The organism is Streptomyces sp. NPDC057474 (assembly GCF_042802555.1).
Lineage (GTDB): Bacteria > Actinomycetota > Actinomycetes > Streptomycetales > Streptomycetaceae > Streptomyces.
In genome coordinates, this window is the sequence record NZ_JBHVDX010000012.1 from 50992 (window position 1) to 69016 (window position 18025).

Sequence of the window (18025 nt, forward strand, 5' to 3'; positions counted from 1 at the left end):
GCGGCCTGCTTTGTGTGCTACGGCGGGGGCTGTTCGCCGTGGCCCGGTCATTCTGTGAACGTTTTGTGGCTTGGGCAGGTGAATTTTGTGTTGCCTGTGTGTCGAGAGGGGTCCTTTCGGCCCTAGATTTCGCCGTGTAGACCGCGAACATCGCACATTTCGCCCATGTGTTTGGGCAACGCTCCGGCTGGGGGGTCTGGGTTCGTGTCGAGCTTCTTCGACGATTTCTGGTCATGGATAGTCACGGTGTCCGCCGAGACGTCATGGCGCGAGCTGATGCCGCTGGGCATCGCCGGCATCTTCGTCTGGGGGCTGTGGCTCTATCGGGCGGTGCTCTCCCGGTTCGCCAAGCCCGTGGTGAACAACTACCGGACCACGGTGTCGGTGGTGGTTCCGGCGTACCGCGAGGACGCGGACATCCTGGTGGACTGCCTGGACACCTGGCTGGCCCAGGATCCCACCGAGGTCATCATCGTCCCGGACGTGCAGGACAAGGAGGTCCTGCGCAGGCTGGCGCAGGTGCAGGATCCCCGGGTTCGGGTGCTGGCGTTCGAGCACCGTGGCAAGCGGTCGGCGCTGGGAGTGGGCATCCGCGCCGCGACGAGCGAACTCGTGGTGCTGGTGGACTCGGACACCCGCTGGGAGCCGGGCCTGCTGGCCGCCGTCCAGATGCCGTTCGTCGACCCCGCGGTCGGCGGCGTCGGCACCCAGCAGAACGTCTACCAGCGCGGGACCAGCGTCTGGCGGCGCATCGCCGACTGGCTGGTCAACCTCCGCTACTACGACTACGTCCCGGCCATGGGTCGCGCGGGCGCCGTGGCCTGCCTGTCCGGTCGTACGGCGGCCTATCGACGGGCCGCGATCGAGCCCGTGCTGGAGAACCTGGAGAACGAGTTCTTCCTGGGCCGGCGCTGCGTCGCCGGCGACGACGGGCGGCTGACCTGGCTGGTGCTGGCATCCGGTTACAAGACCGTGCACCAGTCCTCCGCGCGGGCGATGTCGATGTTCCCCTCCTCGTTCCGCGCCTTCGTCAAGCAGCGGGTGCGCTGGAGCCGGAACTCCTACCGCTGCTATCTGACCGCGCTGTACAAGGGCTGGCTCTGGAGGGTCCCCCTGGTCACCAAGATCACCGTGCTGCAGATCCTGCTGACGCCGGTGACGATGGGCATGGCCTTGGGGTATCTGGTGTTCAGCCGCCTGGAACTGACCGGCCGGGGCGTGGTCCTCGTGTTGATCTGGCTCCTCGTGGGACGAGGCATCCGTGGATACTCCCATCTGCGCAGACATCCGCAGGAGGTGCTGTTGCTGCCGCTGCTGTCCCTCGTCGTCATCATGATCTCGTTGCCGATCAAGCTGTTCGCCTTCGTCACCATGAACAAGCAGGGCTGGCTGACCCGTACCAGCAACAGCATCGGCGGCGAGGGACAGAACTCGGCGTCCCTCGGCGGCGCGGCGCGGACCGCCACGGCCTCGTGGCCGGAGGTGCAGCAGTCATGACGCGTCATCACCTTTCGCCCGTCGGTTCCGTACCGCGGATGCTTCGGGGCGGCGCGGTAGTGCTGTCCCTCTCCGCCGGTCTGCTCTTCGCCTCGGCGGCCGGCGCCCCGGCCGCCGACGGAGACGACAAGCCGCAGGTCAATGCCGCTGATGCGGAGAACGAGACCGCGCTCGTGGCCGCTGAGGACCATCGTCTCGACCAGGTCCGCGCGGTCGCCGCCGTCGCCCCCCTGAAGGGCGGTGAGTGGAAGGAGCCGTACCGGCTGGACACCGGGGACGGCTACACCCTGGTCCTCACCCAGCGCAGCAACGCCTACACCGTCTCGGACCTGCTCGAACTGGCTCCGCAGACGTTCGTCCGCCAGCCGGACGGCGCCTACCTGCTGACCGAGAACATCTACCTCAACGCGGGCGCCAAGCTGAAGCTGTCCAACCCCGGCGGACTGACGCTGCGGATGGCCAGCAGCAACAAGGGCTTCGTCAGCATCGTCTCCTTCGGCGGCCGGCTCTCCCTGGAGGGCACCCCGCAGGCGCCCCTGCGGATCACCAGCTGGAACGACAAGAAGAAGAAGCCGGACACGGACGTGCGGGACGGCCGGGCCTACATCCGCGCCATCGGCGGCCAGTTCTCCATGACGTACGCCAAGGTCGGCGATCTCGGGTTCTGGAGCGGGCGCACCGGTGGCCTGAGCCTCACCGGAACCGACCGCCCCGACACCGGCAACATCGAGGACTCGACGGTGGCGCCGGGTTCGAAGGGCGGCAGCGGCGGCGTGGTGGCCCAGCCCTCCGGCTCGCTGGCCACGCCGGACACCCGGTTCTCGGTGCCCAGCCTCTCCTACGTCTCCGCCGAGATCGGACACTCCACCCTCACGGGCAACGCCTTCGGGCTGTTCCTGTCCGGCGCCAACGGCGTCAGCATCAGCGACAGCACCGTGCAGAAGAGCCTGGAACACGGGTTGGTCCTGCACCGGTTCGTCACCAACGCCGTGGTCGAGCGGACCGTCTCCAAGGACAACGGCGGCGACGGGTTCGTGCTGGCCCGTGCCACCGAACAGGTCCGGGTCAGCGGTTCCACCGCCGAGGGCAACGGCGGCAACGGCTTCACGCTCAGCGGCCGGCCGCTCGCCGGCGGCCCCTCCGCATCCGGCGAGTCCATCAGCAGCTACGGCTCCAACTCCGTGTCCGACAGCGTCGCCAGGGACAACGGCCACTACGGCATCGAGATCTTCGGTGGCAAGGACGTCGGCGTGCAGAACAACCGCGTCGAGGGTGGCGACATGGGCATCGTGGCCCGCAAGGACGCCACCAAGGTCGCCATCACCGGAAACCGGCTCGTCGGCCAGTCACGGCAGGGCATCTCGGTGCGTGACGGAGTGACCGCCGCGACGGTCACCGGCAACATCGTCGAAAGCACCGAAACCGGCATCTACATACGGGACTCGGTCGGCGAGATACGTGGCAACACCATCCAGGACGGCACCAACCACGGGATCACCCTCGTCGGCGGCGTCGAGGAATCGATCATCACGTACAACGTCATCTCCGGGGTCGGCCCGAGCGCCGTGGACACCACCCGGGCCCACGGTGACATCGCCGTCACGCAGAACCAGACGTTCGCCTGGCACGACACCAGCTCCTTCTGGGTCAAGTTCCGGCACTACGCCAGCCCGATGACACTGCTCTGGACGTTCATCCTGCTGCTCATCCTGTTCTCGGCCGTTCTGGGCCGACGCCAGAGCCGCAAGGGGCACCGTGGCGGCGGACAGCGCCTGGGCAGGCACCCGTACGAGGACAAGAAGTCGGTGACCAACAGCGCGTCCGTCGTCGAGGTCCCTGTCCGTCAGGCGCCCGAGCGCAGCTGGTTCTCCAAGGAGGACGAGGAGACCACCAGCCTGCGCGCCCTGACTCCCCAGTCCGTCCCAGCCGCCCGTCCGCCCCGATGACGGCGCGTACCCGCTAACCGGAGTTGTTTCCCATGTCTTCCGAACCGACCACGTCGAACCCGCCGCCCACCCCTGAGCGCGGTCCCTCACGGCAGCCGGCCCTCTGGCTGGCGGGGGGTGCGTTCCTCCTCGCCCTGACGGCTCTCATCGTGGCGGTGACGGGCGACGGCGGATCGGAACCGAAGGTGACGGCCGGGGCCACCACCGCGGGGCCCAGGACGTCCGAGGTGTCACCGACAGCGGACGACCCGTCGGCCCTGCCGACCCGGTCGGTCACCGAAGCGGCCCCGACCGAACAGGCCACCAGCGGTTCGGTACCCGACGCCGCGGTGACCTGCCCGGCCGCCACCGTCAAGGTGAGCGACACCACCACGCTCGAACAGGCCCTCGCCCAGGCGCGACCAGGAGACAGCATCGCCCTGGCCAACGGCACCTACGTCGGCAACTTCACCGCCGAGGTCTCCGGTACCGGCGCGAAGCCCATCTTCCTGTGCGGTGGTTCCGGAGCGGTCGTCGACGGCGGCGACACGGACGACGGCTACGCCTTCCACCTGGACCGCGTCAGCAACTGGCGACTGGTGGGCTTCACCGTCCGCAACGCCCAGAAGGGCGTGATGGCGGACGGCGTGGTGGGCACCGTCATCCAGGGCCTCACCGTCGAACAGATCGGTGACGAGGCCGTCCACCTGCGTAACTTCAGCTCGGACAACATGGTCCGGGACAACACCATTCGCAACACCGGCCTGCGCCGCGAGAAGTACGGCGAGGGCATCTACATCGGCACCGCCAAGTCCAACTGGTGCACCGTGAGCGACTGCAAGACGGACAACAGCGACCGCAACGTGGTGCTCGGCAACCACATCAGCGACACGACCGCCGAGTCCATCGACATCAAGGAAGGCACCAGCGACGGCAAGGTCCTCGACAACACCTTCGACGGATCGAAGCTGAGCGGCTCCCACAACAACGACTCCTGGGTCGACGTGAAGGGCAACGGCTGGCTGCTCCAGGGCAACACCGGGAGCCACTCCCCCGAGGACGGCTTCCAGACCCACAAGCTCGTCAACGGCTGGGGCACCGGCAACATCTTCAAGGACAACACCGCGAACGTGGACGGACCCGGCTACGGCTTCCACCTCACGTCCGACGGCAACAAAGTCACCTGCGACAACAAGGCGAACGACGCGGCCGAGGGCCTCGCCAACGTCGACTGCGCCTCCTGACAACCTCCATCCCCATCGCTTCCGCAGGCCACCACCGGCTCGTGCGGCGGGCAGACATGCCCCGACACATCTCTGGAGACCACCGTGACCTCTTCGGACGACACCCACACAAGCGCGCCCCGCCTCACCGTCATAGGCACCGGCTACCTCGGCGCCACCCACGCCATCTGCATGGCCGTCCTGGGTTTCGACGTCCTGGGCGTGGACGTCGACCCGGTCAAGATCGAGCGGCTGAACTCGGGCGAGGTGCCCTTCTTCGAGCCCGGACTGCCGGAACTGCTCGCGAAGGCCCTCGACACCGGCCGGCTGCGGTTCTCCACGAGCTTCGCCGAGGCCGGGGAATTCGGTGACGTCCACTTCGTCTGCGTGGGCACGCCCCAGCAGCAGGACTCGTACGCGGCGGACATGCGCCACGTCGACAGCGCGGTGGGAGAACTCGCCCAGCACCTGCGCAGGCGCGCGCTGGTGGTCGGCAAGTCCACCGTCCCGGTGGGTACCGCCGCCCGGCTGACGGAAATCGTCCAGCGGACGGCTCCGGCCGGGTCGGACGTCGAACTCGCCTGGAACCCGGAGTTCCTGCGCGAGGGGTACGCCGTGGACGACACCCTGCGACCCGACCGACTGGTCTTCGGCACGGCATCGGAGTGGGCCGAGGAACAGCTGCGCGCCGCTTTCGCCCCGGTGATCGCCCAGGGCACCCCGGTGGTCGTCACCGACCTGCCCACCGCCGAACTGGTCAAGGTCGCCGCCAACTCCTTCCTCGCCACCAAGATCTCCTACATCAACGCCATGGCGGAGGTCTGCGAGGCGACCGGCGCCGACGTCACCGGTCTCGCACAGGCACTGGCCTACGACGACCGGATCGGCGGCCGGTTCCTCAAGCCCGGCCTCGGCTTCGGCGGCGGATGCCTGCCCAAGGACATCCGGGCCTTCAGCCACCGCGCCGAGGAACTTGGCGTCGGCCAGGCCGTCTCCTTCCTGCGCGAGGTCGACGCCATCAACCAGCGGCGCCGGGCACGCACGGTGGACCTGGTCCGCGAACTGGCCGGCGGAGAGCTGGCCGGCGCCCGAGTGACCGCGCTGGGGGCGGCGTTCAAGCCCAATTCCGACGACATCCGTGACGCTCCGGCGCTGGATGTGGCCAGAACCCTGCACCAGGCCGGTGCCCAGGTGACCGTCATCGATCCGGCGGCCACCGAGAACGCCCGGCGCGCCTACCCGGACCTGACCTATGGCACGGACGTTCTTACCGCAGCCGCCGGGGCCGATGTGGTGGTGCTGCTCACCGAGTGGGCCGAGTTTCGGGAGATCGACCCGCGTGCCATGGGCGCGGTCGTGTCCCAGCGCCGGATCGTCGACGGGCGGCACGCCCTCGACCCCGCACAGTGGCGCGCCGCGGGATGGGAGTACCGCGCGCTGGGCCGACCCTGAACGCACGCCCCGATGCGCGCTGTACGCCTGCCGGGGCGAACGTTCAGTGGGCGCCGCGCTACGTCGTCATTGCGCGGCTGAGCTGCTCGGTCGGTTGCTGCGCCGAGGCGTTCGACGTGTTGTCGCCGCCCGCCCCGGTCTCCGCCGGCCGACGCTGTGCCTGTTGCGACAGCAGCGGTTGCGCACGGCTGCGCTCGCGAGTGACATCCGGTGGCTTGTGCCGACGCCGATGGCTCGTGCCGCGCTGATGCTTGACAGTCGTCCCACCAGGGCAGAACGGTAAGGACTGCTGGGTAGCGATGTCTTGCTAGGGGGCTGGCCTTGGGCGCACCGGCATCGGACCCGATCGTCGTACGTCAGAACGCTCCCGAGATGATCACGCTTCTGTGTGCCATGTCGGCGTCGCACGCACGCGCCACCAGACTGGGTTCGTCTCATGTCGCTGTGTCGGTGCTGCTGGCGGGTGCCGCGCTGGTGTCAGTGTTCGTGTCCGCGGCGGGAACCCCGGTGACGCTCCTGGGCTCGCTGTGGGCTGCGGTCTACGCGATCGGCTCCGCCTCTTGGACGGAGCGCGAATTCCGTCGGGCGGCTCTGCTGCAGGAGACCTTCGACGTACGGCTGTTCGGGCTGCCCTGGAACGAGGTGGTGGGCGGACGGATGCCGACCGCCCAGGAGATCAGCCGCATGGCCCGGCGATACCGGGGCTCCGAGGACGCGCTGCGTGACTACTACGAGATTCGCGACTTCCCCGTGCCGGTGGACGTGCTTGCCTGTCAGCTGCAGAACCTGGGGTGGGGAGCGCGTATTCGCCGCCGCTACGGTCTCACCGTGCTGAGCGGCCTGGTCTTGTGGTGTCTGGCCGGGCTGCTGTTGGGAGTCTTGGGTGAACTGACCGTCTCCGAGGTCCTGCTGCGCTGGTTCGTGCCCTCGTTGGGTCTGCTGCTGCTGGGGCTGGACACCTACCGGTCCCAACAAGACGTCATCACCAAACGAGAGCAGGCTCTCACGCTGCTCACGGATCGGCTGCGGGACTTCGTCCGGCGCGGGTCCCCGGCCGCTGGACAACCTGAGCTGCTGACCTTGTCCCGGCAGGTCCAGGATGTCCTGCTGCAGACCCGTATGCGGCACGCCCGGGTGCCCAACTGGTTCTTCCGGCGGTTCCTGACCACCGACCGCGCGGACTTCTCGGCTGCCATGAACGAACTGGAACAGCTGCTCGCCACGGCCCCCGATCCGGTGCCGTAGCGGACGGGGAGCCGCTCTCGTTGAGGCGCAGTGTCCAAAAATGCCGCTGGACCTCCTGGCTCGACATCAGTTCCAGCATCTGGTTCAGCAGGAAGTCGGCTGGACGCCATGGCAGACAGGGCAGGCGTGCGGTCAGCCCCCCGCGTACGGCGCCGCGACCGCGAAGTCCGTCGCCGCGAGGGCCGTCGACGCGCTGCCGTAGCGCCGCGGGCTCCACTCCACGAGGCTCAGTTCGCCGTACGTCCGTCGGTCGGTGAAGTATTCACCGCGCAGCCCTTCGCCGGGTACGGCGCCGATCCACAGCTCCGCCACCCCGCGGTGTCGCTGGCTGCGCAGCCGGGCCCCGGGCCGGGGCTGGTTGGTGAACTGCCAGCGCAGGCACCATCGGCCGTCGTCCCCGCGCAGCAGCGAGGCATGGGTGGAGGTGGACACCGAGTCCGCGGTGAAGAGGGACACGCTGACGCGTGAGGCGCTCTGCACCACGTGCAGGACGGCGGGGATCGGGGGCAGCGGGGTGCCGTCCTCACGGGTGACGGAGGTGATCGCCTCGCCCCGCCACGTGCCGTGCAGCAGCGGGCTCCCGGTGAACCGGCGTACGAGCTTCCACCGCCACAGACACCTCTCGTACGCCAGGGCCGCGATGGCCACCGTGGTCCCGGCCGCCGAGAAGAGGCGCAGCGGCGTCGGGGACAGCGCCTCGCCGGTGAGCAGGGCGAGCGCGAGCCACACCAGGCAGACGATCCCGACGGTGACCTGCTGCCGTATGTCCTTCATGGCCGCCGCCGTCCCGCGCCCCGCACGTGATCCGCCGGAATCGGGAACGCCGTGCGGAACACGAACCCGCGCGGATCGTCGGCGTCCCTGGCCAGCACCACGCGGACGCCCGTCACATCGGTGCCGTCCGCGTGGTCGCGGCTGCGGGCCCAGCGGCCGGTTGCCCTGCCCAGGTCGGCGTCGCGGACGAAGGGGCGCGGGTCGTCGCCGACCAGCCAGGCGACCATGTCGCCGGCGGAGTCGTACAGGGCGTCGTTGACGGCGTCGGCGGCTTGCCCAGGGGTGTCGAAGGAGGACGCGCCTGCCGCCGAGTCGTACGAATCGAACTCCCGCAGTTCGTCGAGGGAGCACCCCACGTGCTTGTCGATCGCGTGCCCGACGTCGCGCACTTCCTCGCGGTACAGGTCGCTCAGCACGTCGACGCCGGACGGCGGCAGCCGGTCGGCCAGTTCGCGGTACTCCGCGTCCCGGTCCTGGAAGTCGGCGACCCGCCCCCGCTCCTGGTGGTGGTCGGGGTGCAGGTCCTGGTGGTCGTCGAGGGCCTGGCGCAGCAACTCCTGGTGGTCCCGCTCGTCCTCGGGTGTGTCGTGGAGGATCACCGTGCGCCTCCCGTCCGTGCCGCCTGCTTGCGTACGACCGCCGCCAGATCGGACTGCCGGCGCTGAGGGGTCAGGCCTGGGAGCAGCCTGTCGAGGTCCACGTGGACCATCGCGCAGTACGTGTCGGCCACGTCGCCGGCGCAGGCGCGGGCCATGGACTGGGCGAGGTCGCCGAGGGCGGGCGCACGGCGCGGCTCGCCGCGTGGCGCCCGGTGTGCCTCGGCGCGTTCCTCCCGGCGCCGGGCGAAGGCGAGGGCCCGCCCTCGTTCCCTGCGCTGCGGTGTGCAGCCGTCCCGGCAGATGTCGCGGGAGCACAGTTCGTACGGCAGCAGCCGGGCCAGGGCGCGGGTCGGCTCGGCCATGTGCCGTACGACGGCGTCGTCGTCGACGACACGGGCGGTGTCCACGGCCGGGTCGGGCCGGATCCCGGCGAGCAGGGGATCGGTGGTGCGGGGTGTGGCGACGAGGGCCTGGCCGCGTCGGAGGGTGGCCGCGGTCTGCGCGGAGCGGGGGCCGGCGCCCATGTCGCCGAGCATGGCCTGCCGGCTCTGCTCGCTGCGCAGCGCGTGCATGATCTTGACGCCGGTGAGGGCGGTGGCGGCCTCGTCCAGGCGTTCAGGGACCTGGTCGACGAGGACGAAGCCCTGCCCGAAGGCGCTGAGCTCGGCGAGGGCGTTGGCGAGGGCGGAGACCGCCTCCGCAGACCTGCGGTCGGTGCCGCCGGTCGGACGGGCGAAGACACGGTGGGCCTCCTCCAGCACGATGAGGTGGCGCAGTCGGCGGTTCTGGCTGCCGCGCAGCCGGGCGAAGGCGGACAGCTGGGAGAGCAGGAAGCCGAGGGTCATGTCGATCGCGGCGGGGTCGGCCATGGAAGCCAGTTCCAGCACGGCGGGCCGGTCGATGAGGCCGGCCCAGTCGGTCTGCTCCACGGTGTCGAACATGTAGCCGTGCTCGCCGCTGAGCAGGGCCCGGACGCGGGTGGCGAGGGCTGGGAAGACGTTGAGGGCCTGGCCGCGGTAGTCGCTGTCGTCCTGGAGCGTGTCGAGGACGGGAAGCAGTGCGCGCAGGGTCGGGACGGGGCCGGACAGGGCGCGCCCGCCGTCCCAGCCGGCCCGGACGTAGGTCTCCTCCAGGGCCTGTTCGAGGATGAGCGGCAGCGCGCTGTCCATGTCGGGCACTACGGCGCGGAAGACGGCCATCAGCGACGAGATGTGCGCGTGGACGGTGGTGCCCGGGGGCGGCTGGAGCGGGTTGAACCGCCAGGGTGCGCGCTCGGAATCGCCGAGGGTGTGGATGCGCAGCGCCTCCATGCCGGGCACGGCGAGCATGCCGCGGTGCTCGGTCTTGACCGGCTCGATGACCAGCCAGGGCACCTTGTGGTCCCGCCACAGCTGGACGAGAAGGCTCTGCAGGGTGGTCGACTTGCCGGTGTTGGGCGCGCCGACGATCAGGCCGTGGCTGACGAGGTCGTCGAGGGGGAGGTGGAGGGCGGCCGCGGGGCCGCCGCTGATCCGGTCGCCGAGGGCGAGCACGGGGGTGTCCGGATCGGTCGCGGGCGCCGGGGTGACCTGGTCCAGTGCGGGCGACGACACCTCGAGACCGGGGCAGCCGTCGGGGCCGGGCACCGGGAGGACGAGCATCGAGGCGGCTTCCTCGGGCCCGAACAGATAGGGCACCCGGCGTATGGACCCGGGCGCCTGGGGCAGCTGCCAGACAGGGTGGCCGCCCCAGGGCGCGATCGAGCCGCCGGCCAGGCACTGGGCGGCCAGCCGGAGCTCCTCACCGTCGCCGGGCCGGACGATGCTCACGCCGCCGGACATCCCGCGTTCGGTCACCTCGTACGACGATCCGACGGCCGCCGCGAGCGTGGCGGCGACCGTGTCGGTGATCGCCCGGTCGCCGACGACCGTGGCCCGCGCCAGAACCTTGGCCGAGCTGTCGCCGAAGCGGCGCCAGGCCTCCAGGGCGCGGCGGGCGTTGTCGTCGGGCGGCAGTTCCAGCGGCCCGAGGTAGTCCTGCACGGTCCGGGCGGCGGCCTCGTACTCCAGGCCGGAGCAGAGGTGGCCGTAGGCGTCGCTCTCCAGGGGGGTCAGCGCGGTCGGCAGGAACACCAGGCTGACCAGGACGGGGGAGGGGGTGTGCAGCAGGGCACGGAGGAACGGGTCCCAGGCGGAGCCGTCGCCGTGCAGCCGCCCGGGCACGTAGTAGTACTCGGCGGCGGAGTAGCCGGCCAGGGCGGGGGCGACGACCTCCTCGTGGCGGCGGACCTCGGCGCAGGTCACCGCGCCCGTGGGGGCGACGAGGTCGGCCGGGCCGACCGGTTCCACGACGAAGCCCGGGGGCAGCAGCCGTGCCGCTGCGCCCAGCAGCTGCCCGGCGGACGCCTCGGCGTCGAACGGCGTGCCGCCCGCGGCGCGGGCGACGAGGTGGCAGTCGATGCCCTGGGGGAGGCCGGCGGCGGGCGCGGTGTAGCGGACCTCCAGGGCGGCGCGGTTCGCCCAGCCCTGCAGGGCCTGCACGATCCGGGTGGACACGGCGCGCATCGCCGCGCCGCTCTCCACGGGGCCGGCCGTCTCGGGCGCGCGGGGGCCGGCGACGATCCGGGCCGCCGCGGTGGCCCAGCAGCCCGGCTTGGCGAAGACGTCCGTGTCGGCCCAGATCACGGCCGTGTCATGGCGGATGTCCGGGGGCCACTGCATGTTGTCACCTCCTGGAGAGAGCGGGCGTCGGCGGCTCAGAGGTCGTCGAACGGGTTGCGGGTGCGCTGCTCGGGCTGCGGCGCGGGGGCGTGCCGCGGGGCGTCGTCGCCGCTCATGAGGTCGGCCACGCTCTGCCGGGCGGCCTGACGGTGCTCCTGCCGCTGCTGCGCCACGAGCAGCAGGACCGGCAGGCCGATGGGCCAGAAGGTGCCCGGCACCATGGTCTTGAAGCGGGCGCCGATGCCGTTCAGACCGGACCCGTTGATGTCGGCCCAGTGCAGGTCGAAGAGGCGCATCGCGTAGCGGGTGGTGCCGATGACGCCCGCGACGTAGAGGATGAAGATGACCCAGCCCATGGCTGTCCTTCCGTGACGGCTCGGAGAGTCGGGGACCCAGACGGTGGAGCGGCGCGGCTCAGACGCCGAAGAATCCGCTCTGGTACTTGCGGATCTCCTCGCGGGCGAAGCCGGTGCTGTCCGCGACGCTGTAGAGCGCGGGGGCGACGGCGAGTCCGTGGACGGACTCGATGACCGCGGTGAGGTCGAGGTAGTCGAAGAGCTTGAGGTTGCCGGTGGTTCCGGTGAGGAGCCAGCCGGCGGTGAGGTTGGTGCCGACCGGGAAGCCGTAGTGCATCATCCGCAGGCCGCGGGCCTTGCGGTCCAACGGCTGGACGACGAGGAATCTGCGGGCGCCCTGCCCGCGCATCGCGGCGAACAGGCCGTCGGAGTTGTTCTCCAGGTTCATCTCGACGGGCAGGCCCTGTTCCTGGGTCGCCTTGGCGACCTCGCGCAGATAGCCGTCGGAGTGCCCGGCCGCGCCGGGGATCAGCTGGTTGAAGGAGTCGATGACGTCGAACTGGTTGAGGATTCCCACGGTGTCCCCCCGAGATCGTCCGATTGACTGACGGGGGAAGTGAACACGCCGCATGGCGCACTTACGGCGCACGGAGCGTCCTTACGACGCACAGAACGCCCAAGTCCCGTTTCCTGCTCACCAGTTCCAGCGGAAGCCGACCACCGACCGCTCGACGAAGGGCACATAGCGGTGCGCGCTGCCCGTGTCACACAGCTGGGCGGGCTCCAACTGCACGGGATCACCGAGGTGGTGGTCCGGCCAGGTCGCCCACCAGAGCCGACTGGGCAGCCGACGCGGCTCGAAGTGCACCGCCATGTCGAAGTTCTCGATCCGGCCGCGGGCGGGGCGCCGTACCTCCTGTGGGGGATGCGGAGCGGGGCGGTAGACGGTCCGGTACTCGAACGAGGTGCGCTGACCCTGTTTGAGCGGCTGCGGGAACACGATCTCGTGGGACACCAAGCCGTCGTAATGATGTTCCGGTCCGAGGGTTCCGCCGTGCGTCACCTCAATGGCCTCCACGGAGGATTCGTGATTGAACAGGTAGCTGTCCACCCCGTCCTCGAGAGCCATGATCACATGCTTGGTACGGCGTTCGGCCAACTGCCCCTCAGGGTCAAAGAAATAGCGTTCGAATACCGTCACCGTGCGATGCCATTGGCGTCGGATCATCTCCCGGGGTTCCCGGACCGCGTCGGAGATTCCGTCGGGCTGGCTGCCGGAATCGCTTTCGTGTGTGGCCCGCAGGCACTCGGCGTCGCGCTCGTCCATGTGAAAGGCGCCGATGAGCCAGGTCAGCGTCTCCGTCGTGATCACCGTGCCGTCGAGCGCACGGCGGACGCGGTCCTTCAGGTTGCGGGCGAGGGACTGCTCGGCCTCGGGGAACTCGCCGGAATCCCACAGGTGTTCGGCCAGGACATGGGCCACGGCGGCGATGCTCACCCGGCCGCCTGAACGGTCCCGCTGGACACGGGCTCGCCACCGGATTCGGTATCGCGGCCGGGTGTCCAGTAGTTCGGTGAGCAGCACCGAAGTGGCCTCGAAAGTCTTTTCCTTGATCAACGCCGCTCCACCCGCGAGAAACCGAATCACGGCATATTCATTGAACCACAAGGAAAGGATCGCCAAACTCGGCCGAAGGCGCGCCGAAGGCGCTGCAGTTGAGTGACTGAACCTGGAAGCGCCACGTGAATCCTGATCGGGCTTCTGGGCCGGTTTTCAGAAGAGATTTTCGACTTTCGGACAGGGGTGCGTGCCCTAACCGCGGGAGAGGGAGCCGTCGGGTGGGCCCGGGGTGCCCGGGCTGCCGGGGGTGGTGGGGGCGGCGGGGTCTTCGCGGCTCACCTCGTGGTGGTGGCCGCCGGGGCCGGGGAGGGGCTTGAGGTCGACCTGGATGCGGTGGGTGGCGTCGTGGCTCACCGAGCCGCCGAGGCGGGCCTCGACCACGCCCAGGCGCAGGCCCGCCCCGCCCTCGCCGGCCCGGTGGAACTGGACCGAGAACTCCAGGCTGACCTGCTCCACACTGAACCGCCAGTCGCTCGCCGCGCCTTCGGCCTGGGCCCGCGCCAGCTCGGCGCGGACCGTGCCGATGGCCTCCGCGAGACCGACCGGTTCGGTATCGCCCATGTCAACACCCCGTCGGATTCCGTTGATTGACCGATCCAAGTTGGTTCACAAGTCTAGGGACGCACCATGCCCCGCGCGTAGTGTGAGGCAGCATGGGGGAATTGCGTGCGGACTGGAGACTCCGGCTGCGGCGCGACGACGCGCACGGCCCCATCTGCGGCGCCGGCGTGCTCGTCGACCAGTACACGGCGCTGACCTGCGCACACGTGGTGCGCAGCCCGGACGCCGTGATGTGGCTGGAGTTCGCCGAGAACGGCGACCTCGAACCGGTGTCCGCACGCGTCCCGCCCGGCGGTTGGCTGCCGGGGAGAGGGGGCGGCGGGGGCGGCGGGGGCCTGGGTGCCGGGGGCGGTGAGGACGTCGCCGTGCTGCGGCTGGACAGTCCGCGGCCGCAGGCGCGGCCCGCCCGGCTGGAGCCGGCGCTGTGGGGCGGCATGGAGGTGTCCGCGACCGGCTACGCGGAGGGCTTCGACGACGGCATGTCCCTGTGGGGCCGTATCGGCGGGGTCAGCGGTGAGCGGGTGCAGCTCGACGCCGTCACCAAGGCCGAGGTGGTGCGCCGGGGGTTCAGCGGCGCCGCCGTGTGCACGCGGCCGGGCGAAGGGCGTCCCGCCCGCGTGGTCGGCCTCGTCGTCAGCTGGCGTGGCGACATGGGCGAGTTGCTGCCCGAGAACAACCGGCTCGCCTTCTCGTATCTGATCCCCGTCGAGCGCATCGCCGAACTCTCGCCCCTCATCAAGGAGTTGAGCGGCCCGTATGCCTGGGACCACGGCTTCGAGGAGCGGCTCACCCGGTGGTTCGAGGACCCCCACGAAGAGCCGGTGAAGATCACCGTGGCGCCTCCGGGCAGCGGCAAGGATCGATCCCTGAGCCATCTGCTGCATCGGGCTCAGCTCGTTTGTCGAGGTGGTGGCTCCAGTAGACCCGACCTCGCCGATCACGCCCTGGGCCACATCGCCTTCCCGCCGGGCCAGTACCTGGCGTACTGGGACTGGCTGCTCGGCACCAGACCCCGGCCCGCGCAGGCGCCCGCCCTCGCGGCCGATCGCCCGCCCCCCACGGTCCTCGTCGACGGTCTCGACGAGGAGCCCGAGCCAGGTCCCCTGATCGAACTCCTCGTCCGGCTGCGGGAGTGCGGCTTCCGGCTGCTGCTCGTCTTCCGCCACGCGGGCGGCACCGGCTGGACCGCTGCCTATGACGAACTTCTGCGGCCCGCGCTCCTCGGCCACGCGGACGCGCTGCTCACCAGGCTTCGGCGCGCGGAGTTCAGCCGCGCGGTCCAGCTCGGCGTCGTCGACGAGAATTCGCTCGCCTCCGCGACCGAGACGGCCGACCGGCGCCAGGCCGAGCGCCGACTGATCGACGAGCTGACGGATCCCCACCGACAACTCACCGCGCTGCGCGAGCTGATCACCACCCTGCGCGCCGACCTGCGGCGCCACGGAGGCCGGGCATGAGGCACCCCACCAGGGCCCTCGCCGGGGAGGAGGACAACGAGACGATGACGACCTGCCCGCACCGGCGCTTCACCGGCGCCCCCTGCGGCGGCACCGTGCTGCCCACCGGCTACTGCGCCGAGTGCGGCCGTGCGGAGAAGGGCCCCCGGCTGCCCGCGCTGCCCGAGGACCCCCGCGAGTTCGGCCCTTCCGAACTCCTCGCGCTGCCCGAGCGCGCCCCGCGCCCCGCACACGAGCGCCTCATCCACCCCGAGGCGCCGCTGCGCGTCCGCATGGGCTGCTCGTCCCCCGAGTGCGGCATCACCTTCGCGCCGCCCTACACCGTGGGCCCGGTGCCGGTCGAGGGGCACTGCCCGGCCTGCGGCGAGCCGTACTCGTACCGGCCCGAACTCGCCGAGGGCGACGTGCTGCGCGACCAGTACCGGATCATGGGGCCCATCGCGCACGGCGGCCAGGGCTGGGTCTATCTGGCCGAGGACACGCATCTCGGTGACGTGGTCGCCGTCAAGGGCATGCTCAACCGCTACGAGCAGGACGGGGCCCGGCTCGCCGACGTCGAACGCCGCAACCTCGTCGCCATCCGCCACCCCCGTATCGTCCAGATCCGCGACTTCGTCGCCCGGCGCGGCGACACCGGTCAGGTCACCGGCGGCTACATCGTCATGGACGACGTCGGCGACGGCACCCTCGAGAAGGTCGTCCAGGAGACCCGGCGCGGGGAGTCCGTCCTCGACATCGAGCACGTCGCCGCGTACGGCTGCCAGATTCTCGAAGCCTTCGTCCATCTGCACGCCGGCGGCGAACGGGTCTTCGTGTACGGGGACATGAAGCCCTCGAACGTCGTGCACCATGGCGACGGCGTCAAGGTCATCGATCTCGGCGGCATGCGCGAACAGGGGCAGAGCCAGCCGCCCGCCCATGTCACGCCCGACTACATGGCGCCCGAGACGGCGTCCTCGCCGGTGCCCACCACCGCCCACGACCTGCACACGGTCGGCGTCACCCTGCGGGAACTCGCCGGCTGGGCCGTCGACGAGGTGCCCGGCCTCGGCACCGCCTCCTTCTGGGGGGTCGTCGACCGCGCCACCCGCGGCGACCCGGGCCTGCGCTTCGCCGACGCCAGGGAGATGGCGGGCCAACTGCGGGGCACACTGCGGGAGATCCGCGCCCTGCGCGGCAAGAGCGACCCGCCCGAACCCTCCGACTACTTCTGGCCGTCCCCGCAGCTGCTCGGCGCCCGGCTCGGCACGGTGCCCGGCATCGAACACTGGCTCGACCGCCCCCGCCGCGACCGCTACGACCCGCCCCTCGCCCCCGCCCTCGACCTCGGCGCCCCCACCCCCACCGAGATCGCCCGCCGACTGCCGGTGCCCAGGCGCTACCCGGGAGACCCGCAGACCACACGGTTCGAGGTCAGCAGCGGCTACGACCCGGGCCGGCTCCTCGACCAGGAGGACGGCAAGCCGCCCTCGGTGGAGATCCGCCTGCACAACGTACGGGTCCTGCTGGGCCGGAACACACGGGACGACCTGGAGCGGGCCCAGGAGGAACTCGACACCGCCGACTCCCTGCCGGGGCCGTCCGCCGTGCGCCGGTGGCGGCTGGAGTGGCACCGCGCCCTGGTCGCGCTGCGCCGCGCCGGCCTCGACGACGACCCGCGGCAGGTCGCCGAGGCCAAGAGCCACTTCACGAGGGTCCGCCTCGAACTGCCCGGCGAGTACGCGCCCAAACTGGCCCTCGCCTACTGCGGGGAACGGCTCGGCGACGACACGGCCGGGCCCACCGCCAAGGAGCTGTACGAGGCCGTGTTCGCCCGCAACCCCGCCCACGGCGGCGCCGCTCTGGGCCTCGCCCGGCTCGCCCTCCGCGCGGGCGACCGCCGCGCCGCCCTCGATGTCCTCGGCCGGGTCCGCCCCGGCACCCTGGACCACACCGTCGCCCGAATCGCCTCCCTACGCATCCGCGCGGCCCGGCTGCCACGCGAGGTGGCTTCGCTGCCCGAGCCCACCGAGGTCGACGCGGCGCTCGCCGAACTGCGCGGCCTCGTACGCCGGGAACCGGGCGCCGGCGGGCCGAGCCTGTCCGAGGACGAGGCGCTGCGCCTGAGCACCGAACTGCACGAATGGAAACTGGACGCGCTGTACAGCCGCGACGACCGGCCCGGCCCTCGGGGAGCGGGCGGCGGACGGCTCGACCCCGCCGGCCTCAGACGCCTGAGCGCGCAGGAGCGGCAGCTGCGCGAACGGATCGAGTCGCACTACCGGCAACTGGCCTCGCGGCACGGGGAGTCGGCCGCCGCCCACGAACACCTCGTGGACCTCTTGCAGGCGGTACGGCCGCAGACCGTGATCTGACCGCATGGCAACGAACCGGGCGGACGGCGTACCGACACCGTCCCGTATGGCAACGAACCGGGCGGACGGTGCACCGATGCGGTCCGTATGGCAGCGAACCGGGCGGACGGCGTACCGACACCGTCCCGTACGGCAACGAACCGGGCGGACGGTGCACCGATGTGGTCCGTATGGCAGCGAACCGGGCGGACGGCGTACCGACACCGTTCCGTATGGCAGCGAACCGGGCGGACGGTGCACCGACACCGTTCCGTATGGCAGCGAACCGGGCGGACGGTGCACCGACACCGTTCCGCATGGCAACGAAACGGGCGGAACGCGC

At 70.8% G+C, this 18025-nt stretch carries 14 protein-coding genes; 7 read left to right on the forward strand and 7 right to left on the reverse strand.

Translation table 11 applies throughout. The features are described from left to right. Positions 1–246: 246 nt before the first annotated feature. The 5 genes from ACFU53_RS05470 to ACFU53_RS05490 all read left to right on the forward strand — a co-directional run bounded on the left by ACFU53_RS05470 (position 247) and on the right by ACFU53_RS05490 (position 7342). A complete protein-coding gene (locus ACFU53_RS05470; RefSeq protein WP_383986297.1) occupies positions 247–1497 on the forward strand; it encodes a glycosyltransferase family 2 protein in 1251 nt (416 codons plus the stop codon). Further along, positions 1494–3443 (forward strand): right-handed parallel beta-helix repeat-containing protein, encoded by a 1950-nt coding sequence (locus tag ACFU53_RS05475; protein ID WP_383986299.1) that lies wholly within the window; start codon positions 1494–1496, stop codon positions 3441–3443. The genes ACFU53_RS05470 and ACFU53_RS05475 overlap by 4 nt, the downstream gene beginning before the upstream one ends. A 32-nt stretch (positions 3444–3475) precedes the next feature. Continuing rightward, positions 3476–4666, forward strand: a complete 1191-nt coding sequence (locus ACFU53_RS05480; protein ID WP_383986301.1) for a nitrous oxide reductase family maturation protein NosD — start codon at positions 3476–3478, stop codon at positions 4664–4666. A gap of 84 nt (positions 4667–4750) precedes the next feature. Continuing rightward, entirely contained in the window at positions 4751–6097 is a 1347-nt protein-coding gene (locus ACFU53_RS05485) for a UDP-glucose dehydrogenase family protein (RefSeq protein ID WP_383986303.1), read from the forward strand. A 321-nt stretch (positions 6098–6418) separates the two neighbouring features. Beyond that, positions 6419–7342: an S-4TM family putative pore-forming effector gene (locus ACFU53_RS05490; protein ID WP_383986305.1), complete on the forward strand. Its 924-nt coding sequence runs from the start codon at positions 6419–6421 to the stop codon at positions 7340–7342. A 132-nt stretch (positions 7343–7474) separates the two neighbouring features. Here ACFU53_RS05490 and ACFU53_RS05495 read toward each other — a convergent pair whose 3' ends face one another. The 7 genes from ACFU53_RS05495 to ACFU53_RS05525 form a co-directional block, all read right to left on the reverse strand. Continuing rightward, the gene (locus tag ACFU53_RS05495) at positions 7475–8116 is read right to left on the reverse strand and encodes a hypothetical protein (protein WP_383986306.1); all 642 of its coding nucleotides are present in this window, start codon (positions 8114–8116) and stop codon (positions 7475–7477) included. After that, positions 8113–8715, reverse strand: a complete 603-nt coding sequence (locus ACFU53_RS05500) for an RNase A-like domain-containing protein (protein WP_383986308.1) — start codon at positions 8713–8715, stop codon at positions 8113–8115. The genes ACFU53_RS05495 and ACFU53_RS05500 overlap by 4 nt, the downstream gene beginning before the upstream one ends. Next, the gene (locus ACFU53_RS05505; protein ID WP_383986310.1) at positions 8712–11414 is read right to left on the reverse strand and encodes an ATP-binding protein; all 2703 of its coding nucleotides are present in this window, start codon (positions 11412–11414) and stop codon (positions 8712–8714) included. Before ACFU53_RS05505 ends, ACFU53_RS05500 begins: the two co-directional genes overlap by 4 nt. A 35-nt stretch (positions 11415–11449) precedes the next feature. After that, positions 11450–11770 (reverse strand): hypothetical protein, encoded by a 321-nt coding sequence (locus ACFU53_RS05510; protein ID WP_383986311.1) that lies wholly within the window; start codon positions 11768–11770, stop codon positions 11450–11452. A gap of 58 nt (positions 11771–11828) precedes the next feature. Then, positions 11829–12287: a hypothetical protein gene (locus ACFU53_RS05515; RefSeq protein WP_383986313.1), complete on the reverse strand. Its 459-nt coding sequence runs from the start codon at positions 12285–12287 to the stop codon at positions 11829–11831. Between the two features lie 117 nt (positions 12288–12404). Further along, entirely contained in the window at positions 12405–13208 is an 804-nt protein-coding gene (locus tag ACFU53_RS05520) for a hypothetical protein (protein ID WP_383986315.1), read from the reverse strand. Positions 13209–13523: 315 nt separating this feature from the next. Then, positions 13524–13892 (reverse strand): trypco2 family protein, encoded by a 369-nt coding sequence (locus ACFU53_RS05525; protein ID WP_383986317.1) that lies wholly within the window; start codon positions 13890–13892, stop codon positions 13524–13526. A gap of 92 nt (positions 13893–13984) precedes the next feature. Here ACFU53_RS05525 and ACFU53_RS05530 point away from each other — a divergent pair, with 92 nt between their 5' ends. Together ACFU53_RS05530 and ACFU53_RS05535 are read left to right on the forward strand one after the other, a co-directional pair. Beyond that, positions 13985–15349, forward strand: a complete 1365-nt coding sequence (locus ACFU53_RS05530) for a serine protease (protein WP_383986319.1) — start codon at positions 13985–13987, stop codon at positions 15347–15349. After that, on the forward strand, positions 15346–17703 hold the full coding sequence (locus ACFU53_RS05535) for a tetratricopeptide repeat protein (protein ID WP_383986321.1): 2358 nt from the start codon (positions 15346–15348) through the stop codon (positions 17701–17703). Before ACFU53_RS05530 ends, ACFU53_RS05535 begins: the two co-directional genes overlap by 4 nt. Positions 17704–18025 lie beyond the last annotated feature (322 nt).

What these genes read in the sequence shown, in the direction of transcription:
- ACFU53_RS05510 (WP_383986311.1), bottom strand. Translation starts at nt 11,770, where the DNA reads ATGGGCTGGGTCATCTTCATCCTCTACGTCGCGGGCGTCATCGGCACC.
- ACFU53_RS05525 (WP_383986317.1), bottom strand. Translation starts at nt 13,892, where the DNA reads ATGGGCGATACCGAACCGGTCGGTCTCGCGGAGGCCATCGGCACGGTC.
- ACFU53_RS05535 (WP_383986321.1), top strand. Translation starts at nt 15,346, where the DNA reads ATGAGGCACCCCACCAGGGCCCTCGCCGGGGAGGAGGACAACGAGACG.
- ACFU53_RS05475 (WP_383986299.1), top strand. Translation starts at nt 1,494, where the DNA reads ATGACGCGTCATCACCTTTCGCCCGTCGGTTCCGTACCGCGGATGCTT.
- ACFU53_RS05530 (WP_383986319.1), top strand. Translation starts at nt 13,985, where the DNA reads ATGGGGGAATTGCGTGCGGACTGGAGACTCCGGCTGCGGCGCGACGAC.
- ACFU53_RS05505 (WP_383986310.1), bottom strand. Translation starts at nt 11,414, where the DNA reads ATGCAGTGGCCCCCGGACATCCGCCATGACACGGCCGTGATCTGGGCC.
- ACFU53_RS05495 (WP_383986306.1), bottom strand. Translation starts at nt 8,116, where the DNA reads ATGAAGGACATACGGCAGCAGGTCACCGTCGGGATCGTCTGCCTGGTG.
- ACFU53_RS05480 (WP_383986301.1), top strand. Translation starts at nt 3,476, where the DNA reads ATGTCTTCCGAACCGACCACGTCGAACCCGCCGCCCACCCCTGAGCGC.